A 15,237-nucleotide genomic window follows, 5' to 3' on the forward strand; every position below is an offset into this window, starting at 1 on the left:
CAATACTTCGGATTGAAGCCCTTATTTTCAGTCAGAATTAACCCAAATCAAGATGAATAGACGTGTAACCAAATTAATCTTTACGCTTGCTTTCTTTGGAGTAAGTCTCGGTTCCAATTTTGCCCAGACTACCTACCAGATTCCCCCCAAAGAAATCGCAGACTTGGTCAATTCACCAAGCACTCCATCGGTTGTCTTCAACAAAAGCGGAGATTGGATGCTCCTCCTGGAGCGGGCAGGAAACCCCTCAATCGAAGATCTGGCCCAGCCGGAACTGCGTATTGCCGGTCTTAGGCTAAATCCCGCCACTTCCGGTCCCAGCCGTACCAGAAGCGTAGAAAATCTAAAAGTAAAAATGACCGCTGGAGGCGAAGAAATACAAATTAAAGGACTTCCAGCCAAACCCAAAATGGATGGATTTTCACTATCAAGGGACGAAAAATATCTGGCCTTCACCCAAACGGAATCAACTGGAATCAGCCTCTGGGTTGTGGATATGTCTACCTTCCAGGCACGCCAACTGACAGAAAACATCCTTAATGACGTCATGGGAGGAAGCCTGATTTGGACACCTGAACATGAAATCATCATCAGGGCAACCAACCCGGCAAGAGGGGAAATTCCAAAAGCTCCCGCGGCTCCTTCGGGACCGATTGTACAGGAATCCTCCGGAAATGCAGCCCCAAATCGTACCTATCAGGATCTGCTAGCCAATCCACATGATGAAGCACTTTTTGCCTATTTCATGGACTCGCAGCTCATGGTTGTGAATTTAGACGGCAGCAAGAAACCTATCGGCCCTTCAGGAATGATCAAATCCATGGATCTGTCACCGGATGGATCTTATCTGGTAGTAGAGACCATCAAAAAACCATTTTCCTACCTGGTTCCAGCCTCTCGTTTTCCTTATGATGTAGATATCTGGACCAAAACAGGACAAAAAGTCAAAACTTTAGCTCAAATCCCACTGGATGAAAATCGACCTACCGGATTTGACGCGACTGTAGCTGGTCCCCGCAATATCAACTGGAGAGCTGATCAACCCGCCACACTTTACTGGGTAGAAGCACAGGATGGCGGCGATGCCAAAGTAGAGATCGCCGAAAGAGAAATAATTTACACCCTGAAGGCACCATTTTCGGGAGAAAAGCAAAAACTGACCTCGACAGCCTATCGATTTGGAGGAATTGCCTGGTCGGATGATACTTTCGCCATCTTTTCGGAAAGATGGTCCCGTACCCGTATGGACCGTAAATCTGTGATCAATCCTTCTGATCCTAAACAGGCTCCAAGGGTATTCATCGATCGATCTTCAGATGATATTTATAATGATCCGGGAGATCCTGTCGTCACCGTAAACGAATTGGGACAGCGCGTGGTACTTCGTAAAAATGACCTTGTTTTCATGACCAGTGAGGGAGGATCATCAGAAGGAAGCATGCCGTATTTGTCCACTTTTGATACCCAAACCAAAGAAGAAAAAATCCTCTGGAGATCTCAGGCTCCATACTATGAGCGGGTAGTCAAAGTGCTGGATGATGAGGCCACAGCATTTATTACGTTGAAAGAAAGTACGGATATTCAGCCTAATTACTGGCTCGTAAATACCCGTAAACGAATCGCTCCAATTCAGGTAACGGATTTTGCACATCCTTATGAATCCATCAAAGGAATTCAAAAGCAATTGGTCACCTACGAAAGGAATGACGGTCTTAATCTATCTGCGGTGGTCTACACCCCAGCCGGCTATGACCCGGCAAAGGATGGAACCTTACCGGTGTTGATGTGGGCCTACCCACGGGAATACAAATCAGCTGAAATAGCCGCACAGGTAAGAGGATCCAAATATGCCTTTACCCGATTAAGTTGGGGCTCCCCAATCTATTGGGTAACGCGCGGCTATGCCATCATGGATCAAACTGAAATGCCGATTGTAGGCGAAGGGGAAGAAGAGCCTAATGATTATTTCATCGAACAGCTAGTCGCTAATGCCGAGGCTGCCATTGACAAAATCGTTGGAATGGGTATTGGAGACCGGATGAGAATCGGGGTTGGCGGACATTCCTATGGGGCCTTCATGACAGCCAACTTACTTTCGCACACCAATCTGTTTGCAGCGGGTATCGCACGCAGCGGGGCCTATAACAGAACCCTGACTCCATTTGGCTTTCAATACGAGCAGCGCACTTACTGGGAAGCCCCGGAAGTTTACTTTAACATGTCGCCTTTCAGTTTTGCCCACAAAGTGGAAACCCCTATCCTGCTGATTCATGGGGAAGCTGACAATAACTCCGGAACTTTCCCGATCCAGTCTGAGCGCTATTACAATGCCCTCAAAGGTCATGGAGCCACGACCAGGCTTGTATTTCTTCCTCACGAAAGTCACGGTTACGCTGCCAAAGAATCCATCCTTCACACACTTTGGGAGATGGATACCTGGCTGGAGAAGTACGTGAAGAATAAAAATAAATTAGAGGAAAAGAAGTAAGCAATCAATGCAAAAAGCCCTGCCTGAGATTCGAAATCAGGCAGGGCTTTTTTGTAAAGTCCATTTGACAAAAAACCAGGTAAACTGTAAAATCGATTTTACATTCTATAAAAAGAAATCCGCTGGAGGTTTGGAAACACAGCTCTAAATCTACGAATGGAATTTTATAAGCTCTTTCCAGTATTCAAGGCAAAAATTTCAACCATTTAGGAATTAAGAAGCTGAAATCACCGGTTCAACTTGAACCCTTTAACTCAATGACCTCAATTTCCTAAATGGTTTTAAAAAATCTGTGAAAATCTGAGTAATCTGTGAGAGGTTTACCCCAAATCCGTCCCCCACATAAAGATCAAAAACAGAATCCCCAAGGCAATTCGATACCAGCCAAAAGCGGTAAATCCATGATTGGAAACGTACTTTAGGAATAACTTCACCGCGATCCATGCTGAAACAAAGGCCACGAAAAATCCCACACCAAGCATCGTGATTTGTGCATTGGTAAATACCAATTCCGATTTGAGCAAGTCATATCCTCCAGCAGCCATCATCGTTGGCACTGCCAAAAGGAAGGAAAATTCGGTCGCCTGCTTTTTGTCCAGGCCGTTGAAAACTCCTCCAATTATCGTGGCAGCAGCTCGGGAAGTCCCCGGAACCATGGAAAGGCATTGAAAAAGCCCAATAAAAAATGCACTCTTATACGTCATTTCCTCCACCTCTACTAAATCAGACTTCTGATTGACAACTTTTTTATCAATCAAAATCAAAATAACCCCTCCCAAGATCAAAGAAACCGAGACTACAATCGGATTGAAAAGATAGCCCTTGATAAAATCATAGGCCAATAGGCCGACAATCGCCGTAGGAACAAATGCGGCAAAAAGCTTGATATAAATGTCAATGCTCTTAAAAAATCGCTTGATGTACATCAGGGCAATCGCCAAAATCGCACCAAGCTGAATGAAAACCTCAAAAGTCTTGACAAACTCATCTTCATGGATCCCCATAGCCGCGGAGGCCAAAATCATGTGTCCTGTGGACGAAATGGGTAAAAACTCGGTGAGTCCTTCAATAATGGCAATAATAATGCTTTGAAAAAGAGTCATAGGGTAGTTTTTTTGCTCCGCAAAACTAGCAATCCAAATTGGAAGGCTGGCCATAAAATCGGTTATTGAGTCTATTTTTTTAAAAGGTACTGTTGCCTTTTGATGAAAAAATTCGTTCCTTCTTCAACTAAACCTACAACTATGACAAAGCTGCTCATTTCATTTCTGACATTGTTTTTTTGCGCTCAGGCATTTTCTCAGGATCTCAAAGAAACCGTCCTGACCAGCAAAATTCACGACGTCACACTTTTCCTGTCGGGAGCTCAGGTATTTGAAAATGCCTCCGGCCAAATTACTGAAGGAGAATCGGTCATACTACTCAAAGGACTTTCCCCTTACCTGGATGAAAAAAGCATTCAAGTCAAAGGTCAGGGAAATTTTACCATCCAAGCTGTGAATAAACGGCTGGATTTTATGAGTGAAAAGGAAGTTGGGGAAAAAGTTAAAGCATTGGAAGATCAAATCGATTTGATTCGAAAAAGCCAGACTTTGGCACAAAACAGATTACAGATATTAGCAACCAAAGCAAGTTTACTTTCTGCCAACAAAGACCTCGGTGGAAGCCAAAATGGACCAACGATGGCAGAACTCCGGACAGCACTGGATTTTTTCGATGCAGAGCTCACCAAAATCACTACCGAAGAGCTGAAAATCAAAACTGAAATCGCTGAGGGTGAAAGGAAGATGGAGCAACTTCGAAATCAAATCATTGCGATGCGGGAAAGTGAAAACAAATCAACTTCCGAGATTCGGATTCGGGTAAAAGCACCCGCTTCTGGCACTGCTTCTTTTCAGGTCAATTACCTCGTTGCAAATGCCGGCTGGTATCCCAAATACGATGTCCGGGTGAAAAACATCAACGAACTGCTCTCCCTCACCTACAAAGCTGAAGTCTATCAAAACACCGGCGTGGACTGGAAGAATGTCAAGCTGAGATTTTCCAATGCCAATCCCAACCAAAGCGGTCAATCCCCAAATCTGGATAAATGGGAACTGAACTATGCCCGGTTTACATCGGTCAATAAGTTTGCTGTTCCTCAGACTCCCGGAACTGTGAGTGGAGTGGTTTTAGATGAACAAGGGCAGCCAATTCCCGGGGCATCTGTATTAGTGAAAGGTACCACCATCGGAACTGCTACAGATTTGGATGGAAGGTATTCTTTGACCCTTCCAGGGAATGCACAGAGTTTGGTCTTTTCTTTTATCGGATATGCCGTTCAGGAAGTTCAAATCCAAGGTAGATCAAATCTTAGTGTGAGTTTGATTCCGGATACTTCAATGCTCAGTGAAGTAGTTGTAGCGGGATACGGTGTACGGGAAAAACGAGCATTAACCGGATCCGCTAATGTTGGGGATGGAAGATCTTATCCTATGGAAGCAGCTCCTTTACTCACCTCTTTCATAGAAAACCAAACCACCGTGGAAATCGAAGTAGCCGAACCCTATTCCATCAAAACCAATGGGGAGCGGACTTTGGTCGATTTGAAAGGGTATGATATTCCGGCAACCTATCGCTATACAGCGATTCCAAAACTGGACAAAGATGCTTTCCTGATTGCCGAAATCGCCGATTGGAACCAATACAGTCTGCTCGAAGGGGAAAGCAATTTGTATTTCGAGGATGGGTTTGTCGGTCGGTCGATCCTGAATGCCACCGCACTTCAGGATACACTTCAAGTGTCAATGGGTCGAGATCGATCCATCGTGATGCAGCGGGAAAAAGTGGATCAGTTCTCCAAAAAACGAACCATTGGCTCCAACGTCACAGAAAGCCGCGGCTATGAAATCACCCTGAAAAACAACAAATCCCAAGCGGTGACATTGGTAGTCAAAGATCAAATTCCTGTCTCTGTCAATTCCTCAATTGAAGTCACGCCCGGCGAACTTAGCGGAGGAAAGCTGGATTCTCAAACAGGAATTGTAACTTGGGATATCACTTTAGCACCTGGAGCTCAGCAAAAACTTTCGCTTCAATATGAAGTCAAGTATCCTAAAAATGAACGTATTATCTTAGATTGAAAATGAAAATCCTTTGGCATCCAGCATGAATTAATGCCCATTAAAGTTTGAGCAGAAATACTTCTAAAGGTGGTATTCTTGGCCTTTGATAAAAATTATTCCTATGAAAAACATCTTTGACCCACTTACCACCTCAGAGCTTATTTCGAGAATCAACCGACTGAAACCTGAATCTCCTGCACTTTGGGGCAAAATGTCGGTGGATCAAATGCTTGCCCATTGTTGTGTAGCCTATGAAATGGCATTTACCAATAAGCATCCCAAGCCCAATGCCGTTTTACGATTCTTGTTGAAAGCTTTTGTGAAAAAGGGTGTGGTGAATGAGGTGCCTTATCCCAGAAATGCCCGAACTGCTCCTGCATTTATCATCGCAGACCGGAAAAATTTTGAAGAGGAAAAAGCTCGTCTTATTACGTATTTGGAGCACACCCGCGATTTGGGAAAAGATCACTTTGAAGGAAAGGAATCGCTCTCTTTTGGCCCAATGACCGCTCAGGAGTGGAATAATCTTTTCTATAAACATCTGAACCACCACCTGACTCAGTTTGGGGTTTGATTGAATTTGATTCCCTCACCATAAACCTTCTTATTTTTTGAAAATCCTTTTGACGCCACCGCTTTCCGGCTTCGCTCACAGATCTATCGACAGCTTGGTCAAGAGGAAGCTGCAAGTTCAGATTTGCTGACCTATCAGGAATTAACCGAAAAAGTGCTTACACAGATCGACATCAAAGTTTTCAGCAAGTCCGGACGCCCACAGTGACGGGAACGATTCGAAATTGAGGATTAAAAATCAATTTATCCTAATTTTGAAACTGACTTAATTCCCATCCTATGAAAAAGTCCCTATTCGTTGTTTTAGCTCTAGCCTTTTTTCAATTTGGCTGTAACAAACCGGCTGAAAACCAAGCTGAATCCACCGAGTTCATCACCGAACCTCACGAAACCACCCAAACACTTCCCACAGGCGATAATTCACAAACCTCCCTGGACTGGAACGGCACCTACTTTAATACCCTACCCTGTGCGAGTTGTGAAGGCATCGAGACTTGGGTCACACTGAATTTGGACGGAACATTTGAGCTCAAGACGAACTATCTCGGACTAAATGATGCTAGGGAGGAAACATTCACCGGCAATTTTACCTGGGACGAAACAGGCTCCATTGTACAATTGCAGGGCCTAATCGGTGATGCCCCAGGTAAATACAAAGTAGGCGAAAACCAAATCTGGCACCTGGACAAGAATGGAAACCGCATAGAAGGAGCCTTGGCTGACCGGTACATTCTCAGGAAAAAATAACACTACTTGAATCGAACGATTTTTCCATGGGCTTTGGAGGTCATTTCCTGAGGGATAGCCTCCGTTATTTCTTTATAAAGTAACTCCACCAATTTTTGCTTCAGGAAACTCCGGTTAAGAATAATACTCACTTCACGAATCGGGGCTGTGCCTGCAAATGGCCGCAACCTGCTTTTTTCTTCCGGCGAAAGTCCATGCGTGGCCAATTCGGGCAATAGTGTCACCCCTTGATAGCGATTGACCATATTTCTTAAGCCCTCCAATGAACCGCTTTCGTAGTGAAAATTCCTGTGCCCTGACACGCGCTGATCGCAGAAACTGATCACCTGATCCCGGAAGCAATGCCCTTGCTGAAGAATCCAAAGCTCCTCAGATTTCAATTGGTCTCCGCGTATTTCCTTCTCTTTCAAAAGTGGATGATTCTCGGATAAGTAGACGTAGAATTTCTCATAAAACATGGGTTTTTCCAGGATTCCCGTCTCATCAAGCGGTGTCACAATAATTCCCAAGTCCAACTCGTCATTTTTCAATTTTTTGACGATTTCCTCGGTGATCATTTCCTGAACTTCAAGCATCACATTCGGATACTTTTCCAAAAACTTTCGAATAAAAAGATGCAATAGATAAGGGGCCAGGGTAGGAATGATGGCCAGCTTTATCGTACCTGAAATATCCCCTTTCAGCTGAGCGACTAATTCCATGATTCCTTTGCTCTCAGATACCACTTTCTTGGCCTGAGCAATAATCTGAACACCGATTTCGGTGGGAATCACGGGCATTTTGCTCCGGTCAAAAAGGATCACTCCAAGTTCTTTCTCCAGCTTGCTGAGCTGTGCACTCAAAGTAGGTTGCGTTACAAAACAGGATTCGGCCGCATGACCAAAGTGCCGTTGCTTATCTACTGCGATCAGGTATTCGAGTTGTTGAATAGTCATTATTTGTGTTTATAACTGAATTTTATTGGTAAAACCTAATCGAATGGAGTCAGGTGGAATGCCAAAGCTAACCCCCTTCAAGCGGGAGAAAACTTTCACATGGGTATTTCGATAGAAACAATCTATCAAGATAGCCAAAGAATCAGAATTCCCCGATTTGATCCCACTTCAATTTTATTTTCATTTAGGGATATACCGAACTTTGCCAGTAGCTAAACGAAGTTCAAATGAATTAGTAAATATCAATTCTTGGACTTCTTCGGTCTTCCGTCTTCGGTCTCCCAGCCCAAAATCAAGGGAATATTCGTCTACTGGCAGTATAGCGTATAATCAGATTTTCTTATTTACCATTAGTATATCCTTTGAGTGTTTTGGTCAAATAAGGCCTCAAAAATTTTCCTTCCCTTTCAAAAAAGGCTAATTTATTCCCGTTATTTCACTGAAAATCAACAACCCAAAAACCTATTATGAGCAACTCCTCTTTTTCACGAAGAAAATTTCTAGGCGCTGGCCTACTCACCACCGCTGGACTTGGTCTGATTCCCAATCTTGGCTTTGCGGCTTCTGCCAATCCCTTATTCAATGTCGCCAATGAGCGCGTGCGACTTGGATTTATTGGCGTTGGTAGACAGGCGATGGGCTTATTAAATAATTTTATGCGTATCCCCGGTGTGGAAGTTGTCGCCGGAGCAGATGTTTATGCAATCAAAAGAGAGCGATTTGCGCTGCGGGTGCAAAAGAATATGACCGAAGCAGGCAAAGCCTACGTCGCTCCAAAGCTATACGAAGATTACCGGGAACTTTTGTCAAATCCCGAAGTGGATGCTGTGGTCATTGCTACCCCTGATCACTGGCATGCCATCATGGCAATCGACGCCTGCAAAGCCAAAAAGGATATTTATCTGGAAAAACCGCTCACCTTCACCATCAAAGAGGGGCAGGAGTTGGTCAAGGCAGTTCGGGCCAATGGAATTGTGCTCGCAGTGGGAAGTATGCAGCGCGCCGCTGTCAATTTCCAGACAGCAGCCATGCATGTACAAAAAGGCCGACTGGGAAAAATCTCCCAAGTCCTCGTCCATGTCGGAGACAATCCACACCCAAAACCATATGATTTGCCTGAGGAAGTTTTACCTGCGGGGCTAAACTGGGAGAAATGGCTCGGCCCAATTCCAAAATTACATTTTAACGACCTGCTGAATCCGGGGATTTCATTGAATCCGGAAAAAAACGAGGGAGCTTGGGGAGCCTGGCGCTGGTACAAAGAAACCGGCGGAGGCTTGATGACTGACTGGGGCGCCCACATGATCGATGTGGCCCAGTGGGGACTCAGCATGGATCGAAATGGCCCCATAGAAGTAATCCCGGCCTCCGGAGATAAGCCCCTGACTTACCGCTATGAAGACGGAGTAGAAATGTTGATAACTAAGTTTGACGAAGGAAGACAAGGGGTGAAATTCATTGGAGAAAATGGTTGGATCAAGGTTTCCAGAGGAAATTATGATACTTCTATCTCGGATCTTGAAATCGGAAAAGAACCGGAAAATTTCAGCTTTGGAGGACATCACGTAGACTTTATTGATTCCATACGAAAAAGAAAAGATCCAATTGTCCCGGTGGAGATCGGTCACAGTACCTGCACGGTGTGTACCATCGGAAATATCGCCGCTGACTTGGGAAGGTCCTTGAAGTGGGACCCAATCGCTCAGGTATTCACAGCCGATTGGGAAGCAAATACCAAGCTTCACTATACGTATCAAAACGGGTACACTTTAACCTAAGCCCATCCTACTTATCCACACTCCAAATGCACCATTCAATTCAAAAAGCAGTCCTAGGGATAGTCTACTTATCCACAGCCGCCTTGTTTTTCCAATGTGGGAAAAACACGAATTCAACTGAAACAGTAACCACAGCTGAATCCTTTGTTCCGGACCCTCAGGTAGTTCCCGAACAGCCTATCGCCAAACTTGAAATTGGAGATCAGGCTCCCCCTTTCAATTTGCCTGATGTAGATGGAAAATTCCACTCCTTGGAGGATTATGCTGATTCAGAAGTTTTAGTCGTCAATTTTACCTGTAATCATTGTCCAACGGCCCAAGCATACGAGGACCGCTACATTTCACTGGTCAAAGAATTTGAGGGAAAATCAGTGGCACTAATCGCCATTTCCACTAACAGCCCCATCGCTGTTTTGCCGGAAGAACTGGGCTATACCGACTTGGGAGATTACTATGAAGAAATGAAAATCCGTGCTGTGGATAAGGGCTTTAATTTCCCTTACTTGTATGACGGCGACACCCATGAATTCTCCTTAGCCTATGGCCCCACAGCCACGCCGCATGTGTTTGTTTTTGATAAAAACAGGAAACTCACCTACTCCGGGAGAATCGATGCTTCAGAGAAACCCGGCACCGGAAACTCAGAAGATCTCCGCGCTGCGATAGAGGCGACACTGAGGGGCGAGGCATTGCCTGCAGAAGCTGCTCAGACGCCTGCTTTCGGTTGCTCTATGAAGTGGGCCTGGAAAAATGACTACACCATCAAAACCAACAAAGCCTGGGCAGAAAAAGAAGTTACCATCGAAAAGCTTTCGCCTGAAGGTTTGGCTGATTTGTTGAAAAACCAAACGGATGAGTTGCTCTTGGTGAATTTCTGGGCGACCTGGTGCGGTCCATGCATCATTGAATATCCCGAGTTTGTGACGATTCAACGCATGTATGGGGAGCGTGATTTTCAGTTTGTATCGGTCAGCATGGACACTCCAGATCAAGCGGACAAAGCACTCAAGTTTCTAAAAGGGAAAGCCTCTGCCCTACCAAACTACATCATGGATACTGAGGATAAATACGAAGTGATCAACGTAGTGGGCGAAGATTGGGATGGAAGCTTGCCGATTACTTTGTTGATCGAACCGGGCGGAAAGGTAGCCTATCGAGTACCGGGAACGATCGATGCTTTAGCGTTGAAAAAAGCGATTGTGGATCATCCGATGATCGGACGATATTATTGATTTCGAATTTCGGAGTTGCAATTTCGGCTCTATGTATCTTTAAACAGATGGAGTAAACCTTGGAAATAGGATTGGAAACAAGTAGATTGTATCCAATCCTAATTTTCGTTTTATGGCTAAGTCAGAATTTTCCTCTATTGAGCTTTCCCGCTTGCTTTACTCCTCTTCCCGGCTTTTAATTCAGCAAATTCAGTTGAAATTGAATGAATTTGGTCTGACTTATCCACAATTTCTGGTGCTTTCTATTCTTTGGGAAGCAGATGGGCTAAAAGTTCATGAACTGGGCAAAAAGCTGAATTTGGACTCCGGAACGCTAACTCCGCTTTTGAAAAAACTCGAAAGTCAAAACATTCTGAAACGCAAACGAGGTGAGGAAGACGAGCGAACGGTAACCATTCACCTTACTTATCCGGGAAAATCACTTCAGTCTAAAACCATGAATGCTGTCGGCTTGTTAGAAAATCAATTGGAAACCCAAATGGGCAAAGAAGTTCAAAAACTCCTGCCTACACTGGAGGCTCTAATGAACAAACTGACAAAAGAAATTTTAGCATGGAAAAATTGATTGTAGACTACACTGCGGTGGCAGTTAATACAGGTGGAAGAAAAGGACACGTGAAAACCGACGATGGCATCCTGGATTTTGAGGTAGCCATGCCCAAAGAAATCGGTGGTGAAGGAGGAAAGACCAATCCGGAACAACTTTTTGCGGCAGGTTATGCGGCATGTTTTGGGGGAGCTTTGGCTTCCGCTGCAGGAAAGACAAGCCTGAGAGATTCCGAAATTAAAGTCAAAGTAAATTTGGGACATTACGGTCCAGACAGCTTTGGACTGGGAGTGGATATCGAAGTCAAAATCCCCCATGCAGAATCACTGGAACAAGCCCAAAAACTTGCCGACCTTGCCCATCTGCATTGCCCTTACTCTAAGGCTACAAGAGGAAATATTGAAGTGACGGTGAAGGCTGTTTGATCGATTCCTTCTGATCATTTTCGAATAAAATAAGTCAAGTTATGGCTTGACTTATTTTGTTCTTTAGCAAGAAATCATTTTACATCTGACATTTTTTGGTACTCCCTGACTTCAGAGGTAACTTATCACCTAACAAACTCATCGTATGAAAGTGCCAATCCGCCTAATACTGACATTCTTGATCCTCTCAGCCTGTTCTGGAGAAAAACCACATCTGGTCAATGATATCCCAAGCTACTCCAAAGCGGGATTTTTACAGGCAGTCGTTGAAATCCCAGCCGGAACCACAGCCAAGTATGAGGTCGACAAAGTAAGTGGCAAATTGGTCTGGTCAACAGAAAATGGTCTACCAAGAGACGTGGCCTACCTGGGCTATCCGGGTAATTATGGATTTATCCCACAGACACTTTCTCCAAAAGAAACAGGGGGTGATGGGGATCCATTGGACGTGATTATTCTTGGACCGGCAGTAGAGCGGGGAATTGTGATTGAAATCCGCCTGATCGGGGCATTGAAACTCAAAGATCGGGGGGAGCAGGATGATAAACTGATTGCAGTGCCAATCATTGGAGCTTTTGAGCGCATAGCATCTCTTGACCAACTTGAAGCCGCGTTTCCCGGGGCTTTGGAAATCATTCAGCTTTGGTTTGAAAACTACAAAGGACCCGGAATGATGGTGTTGGAAGACGTTGGAGAAACCGCCTTGGCTAATAAAATTCTAACGGAAGCTGAAAACGCCTTTAAATCCCAATAAATCATTTTTGTATTTTTTTTATATGGTCACTTTCAGAATACCAAAAGACCTTAACTTCCCCCCTGAATCAGCCTTTACTTCATGAACAAGATTTTACTCACCCTTGCATTCGCATTTATGGCTTGCTTTGGCGCTTTAGCCCAACTGCAAACTCCCGAACAGTTTCTAGGCTATAAACCCGGAGACCGGTTCACCCCTCACCACCGCATGGTCGACTACTTTGAGTACGTCGCTTCGCAAAATCCCAACATTAAACTGATCCAGTATGGAGAGACCAACGAGAAACGACCGCTGATCCTAGCAATCCTCTCCAGTCCGGAAAACATGGCCAAACTGGAGCAAATTCGCACGGACAACCTTAAAAGAGCGGGGCTGATGGAAGGAACACCAAGCACGGAAATCCCGATCAACTGGATGTCATTCAATGTCCACGGTAATGAGTCTGTCGGAATGGAAGCCGCGATCTCCTCATTCTATACGCTGGCGGATTTATCCAATACCAAGTCACAGGAATGGCTGAAAAACCAAATTGTGATCATCGATCCATGCATCAATCCTGACGGACGAGATCGCTACTCCAACTGGTACAATCAAAAAATGAACACAACCCTCCAGCCCGACCTACAATCGCAGGAACACAATGAGCCTTGGCCGGGAGGACGTGCCAACCACTACCTGTTCGACTTGAATCGGGATTGGGCCTGGCAAGTACAGGTAGAATCTCAGCAGCGATTGAAAGTATATCAGCAATGGATGCCGCACCTTCACTTGGACTTTCATGAGCAGGGGATAGACAATCCATTCTACATGGCACCGGCGGCAGAGCCCTTGCATGAGCAATTGACCCCTTTCCAGCACGAGTTTCAGGATATATTTGGTCGAAATACTGCCAAATACTTCGACCAAATGGGTCGCTTCTACTTCACCAAGGAGCGCTTTGACTTGCTTTATCCATCTTATGGAGACACATATCCCATGTACAGCGGAGCGATCGGCATGACCATCGAGCAAGGTGGAGGCGGACGGGGAGGAATCGGCGGCTACAATTCTGTGGGCGACACCGTGACCTTAAGTAGCCGAATTGAAGGACACTACACAGCTGCCATGTCGGCTGCGGAAGTGACCAGTCAACATGCAAAAAGACTGGTAGAGGAATTTGCCACCTATTTCAAAAATAACTCCACCAACCCAAAAGGCAAGTACAAGAGTTTTGTCATCAAAGGCGAAAGCAATCCTGCTCAAGTTGCCAAATTGCTTGAATTGCTTGACAAAAATGGAATCAAGTATGGAAAAGCCGGTGCAAAATCCGGGCTGAAAGGCTTCGAATACCAGAGCGGAAAAGCCGGTGTAACCTTTTCTACCTCTGAAAAAGACATCGTCATCAATGCCTACCAACCCAGATCTGTCTTAGCCCAGGTGCTTTTTGAGCCAAATCCGGCATTGAATGATTCGATCACCTATGATATCACCAGCTGGGCGATGCCTTATGCGTATGGACTTCAGGGGTATGCCCTGGAGACCAGACTTGACGCGTCTGGAGCATATGAAAAACCAACTTTCACACCAAATCAGGCAGGAGAAACTCCTGTTGCCTATTTGGCCAATTGGCAAGGAACCCGCGATGTGGCATTTTTGGCAGCGCTGCTGAATCATAAGATTCGGGTGAAATATGCCGAGTACCCATTTGAAGTGGAGGGAAAAAGCTTTCCTGCAGGATCGCTGATCATCACCAAAGGAGGCAATGAATACGTTCCGGATTTTGACAAAAAAGTAACAGCGGCGGCAAATCAATTTGGGGTAAGCTTGGCTACTACCCAGACCGGATATGTGGACAAAGGCAAAGATTTTGGCTCACCTAATATCCGGGTGATCAAGGCACCAAAAGTAGCCTTGGTTGGTGGTCAGGGCACTTCTTCCTTGAGTTTTGGAGAGATCTGGCATTTCTTCGAAAAAGAACTGAATTATCCACTGAGCAATTTGGATGCAGCTTCTATGGGAAGTTATGATCTCAGCAAATATGATGTGATCATCATGCCATCCACCTTTGGTTCAGCGCTCAATGGAAGTGCACAACAGAAAGTTACAGACTGGGTAAAGGCAGGAGGGAAATTAATCGCTATTGATGCGGCACTCAATCTTTTCGCAAACAAAGAGGGCTTTGGGTTAAAAAACTTTGATACTGAGGATGAAAAGAAAGCCGCTGAAAAAGCCGCAGAAGAACTTGCAAAGAAAGAACGCCTGGAACCTTACTCCGATGTGGAAAGACTGGATATTTCCTCTGGGACAGCAGGCGCTATCTATGAAGTGAAAATGGATCAAACCCATCCCTTGGGCTACGGAACCGGCGGAAAGTTTTACACACTGAAAAACAATTCCAATCGGTTTGCCTACCTCAGCGGAGGAGCCAATGCAGGCATCATCGCAGCAAATGACTCCTATCGAACGGGATACATTGGCTATAAAATCAAATCTAAAATGGGCGAATCTTTAGCCATTGGCGCAGAAAGGCTTGGAAGAGGTCAGATGGTCTACTTTGTGGACAATCCGATTTTCAGAAGTTTCTGGGAAAGTGGAAAATTGGTTTTAAGCAACGCCATCTTCATGGTAGGACAATAGATCCAAATAGACCGCTATATGAACCTGGCCGCTGAAAA

12 protein-coding genes are annotated in these 15,237 nt (G+C 45.0%); 10 read left to right on the forward strand and 2 right to left on the reverse strand.

From position 1 onward, the window contains the following. Nucleotides 1-52 precede the first annotated feature (52 nt). Complete coding sequence (locus tag C4S61_RS07630; protein ID WP_103924201.1) at nt 53-2,488, forward strand: alpha/beta hydrolase family protein; 2,436 nt, start codon at nt 53-55, stop codon at nt 2,486-2,488. A gap of 320 nt (nt 2,489-2,808) precedes the next feature. On the opposite strand, the gene C4S61_RS07635 is transcribed toward C4S61_RS07630, so the two are convergent. Continuing rightward, complete coding sequence (locus tag C4S61_RS07635) at nt 2,809-3,591, reverse strand: undecaprenyl-diphosphate phosphatase (RefSeq protein WP_103924327.1); 783 nt, start codon at nt 3,589-3,591, stop codon at nt 2,809-2,811. A gap of 141 nt (nt 3,592-3,732) precedes the next feature. On the opposite strand from C4S61_RS07635, the gene C4S61_RS07640 reads away from it, so the two are divergent. From C4S61_RS07640 to C4S61_RS07650, 3 genes are all read left to right on the forward strand, one after another. After that, nucleotides 3,733-5,610 (forward strand): DUF4139 domain-containing protein, encoded by a 1,878-nt coding sequence (locus C4S61_RS07640; RefSeq protein WP_160111214.1) that lies wholly within the window; start codon nt 3,733-3,735, stop codon nt 5,608-5,610. Nucleotides 5,611-5,713: 103 nt separating this feature from the next. Continuing rightward, nucleotides 5,714-6,166 (forward strand): DUF1569 domain-containing protein, encoded by a 453-nt coding sequence (locus C4S61_RS07645; RefSeq protein ID WP_103924203.1) that lies wholly within the window; start codon nt 5,714-5,716, stop codon nt 6,164-6,166. Between the two features lie 278 nt (nt 6,167-6,444). After that, nucleotides 6,445-6,912, forward strand: a complete 468-nt coding sequence (locus C4S61_RS07650; RefSeq protein ID WP_103924204.1) for a copper resistance protein NlpE — start codon at nt 6,445-6,447, stop codon at nt 6,910-6,912. Nucleotides 6,913-6,914: 2 nt separating this feature from the next. On the opposite strand, the gene C4S61_RS07655 is transcribed toward C4S61_RS07650, so the two are convergent. Next, complete coding sequence (locus C4S61_RS07655) at nt 6,915-7,847, reverse strand: hydrogen peroxide-inducible genes activator (protein ID WP_103924205.1); 933 nt, start codon at nt 7,845-7,847, stop codon at nt 6,915-6,917. A gap of 467 nt (nt 7,848-8,314) precedes the next feature. Between C4S61_RS07655 and C4S61_RS07660 the strand changes: the two genes are divergently transcribed. From C4S61_RS07660 to C4S61_RS07685, 6 genes are all read left to right on the forward strand, one after another. After that, nucleotides 8,315-9,625 (forward strand): Gfo/Idh/MocA family protein, encoded by a 1,311-nt coding sequence (locus C4S61_RS07660; RefSeq protein ID WP_103924206.1) that lies wholly within the window; start codon nt 8,315-8,317, stop codon nt 9,623-9,625. Between the two features lie 26 nt (nt 9,626-9,651). Beyond that, nucleotides 9,652-10,857 carry a redoxin domain-containing protein gene (locus tag C4S61_RS07665; RefSeq protein WP_103924207.1) on the forward strand — a complete coding sequence of 402 codons (1,206 nt, stop codon included), beginning with the start codon at nt 9,652-9,654 and terminating at the stop codon, nt 10,855-10,857. A gap of 112 nt (nt 10,858-10,969) precedes the next feature. Beyond that, nucleotides 10,970-11,422 carry a MarR family winged helix-turn-helix transcriptional regulator gene (locus tag C4S61_RS07670; RefSeq protein WP_103924208.1) on the forward strand — a complete coding sequence of 151 codons (453 nt, stop codon included), beginning with the start codon at nt 10,970-10,972 and terminating at the stop codon, nt 11,420-11,422. Further along, on the forward strand, nt 11,410-11,829 hold the full coding sequence (locus C4S61_RS07675; protein ID WP_103924209.1) for an organic hydroperoxide resistance protein: 420 nt from the start codon (nt 11,410-11,412) through the stop codon (nt 11,827-11,829). Before C4S61_RS07670 ends, C4S61_RS07675 begins: the two co-directional genes overlap by 13 nt. Before the next feature lie 145 nt (nt 11,830-11,974). Beyond that, nucleotides 11,975-12,583, forward strand: a complete 609-nt coding sequence (locus C4S61_RS07680; RefSeq protein ID WP_103924210.1) for an inorganic diphosphatase — start codon at nt 11,975-11,977, stop codon at nt 12,581-12,583. Nucleotides 12,584-12,664: 81 nt separating this feature from the next. Then, a complete protein-coding gene (locus C4S61_RS07685; RefSeq protein WP_200820551.1) occupies nt 12,665-15,199 on the forward strand; it encodes a M14 family metallopeptidase in 2,535 nt (844 codons plus the stop codon). Nucleotides 15,200-15,237 lie beyond the last annotated feature (38 nt).

This window comes from Algoriphagus boritolerans DSM 17298 = JCM 18970 (genome assembly GCF_900108085.1).
Taxonomy (GTDB): domain Bacteria; phylum Bacteroidota; class Bacteroidia; order Cytophagales; family Cyclobacteriaceae; genus Algoriphagus; species Algoriphagus boritolerans.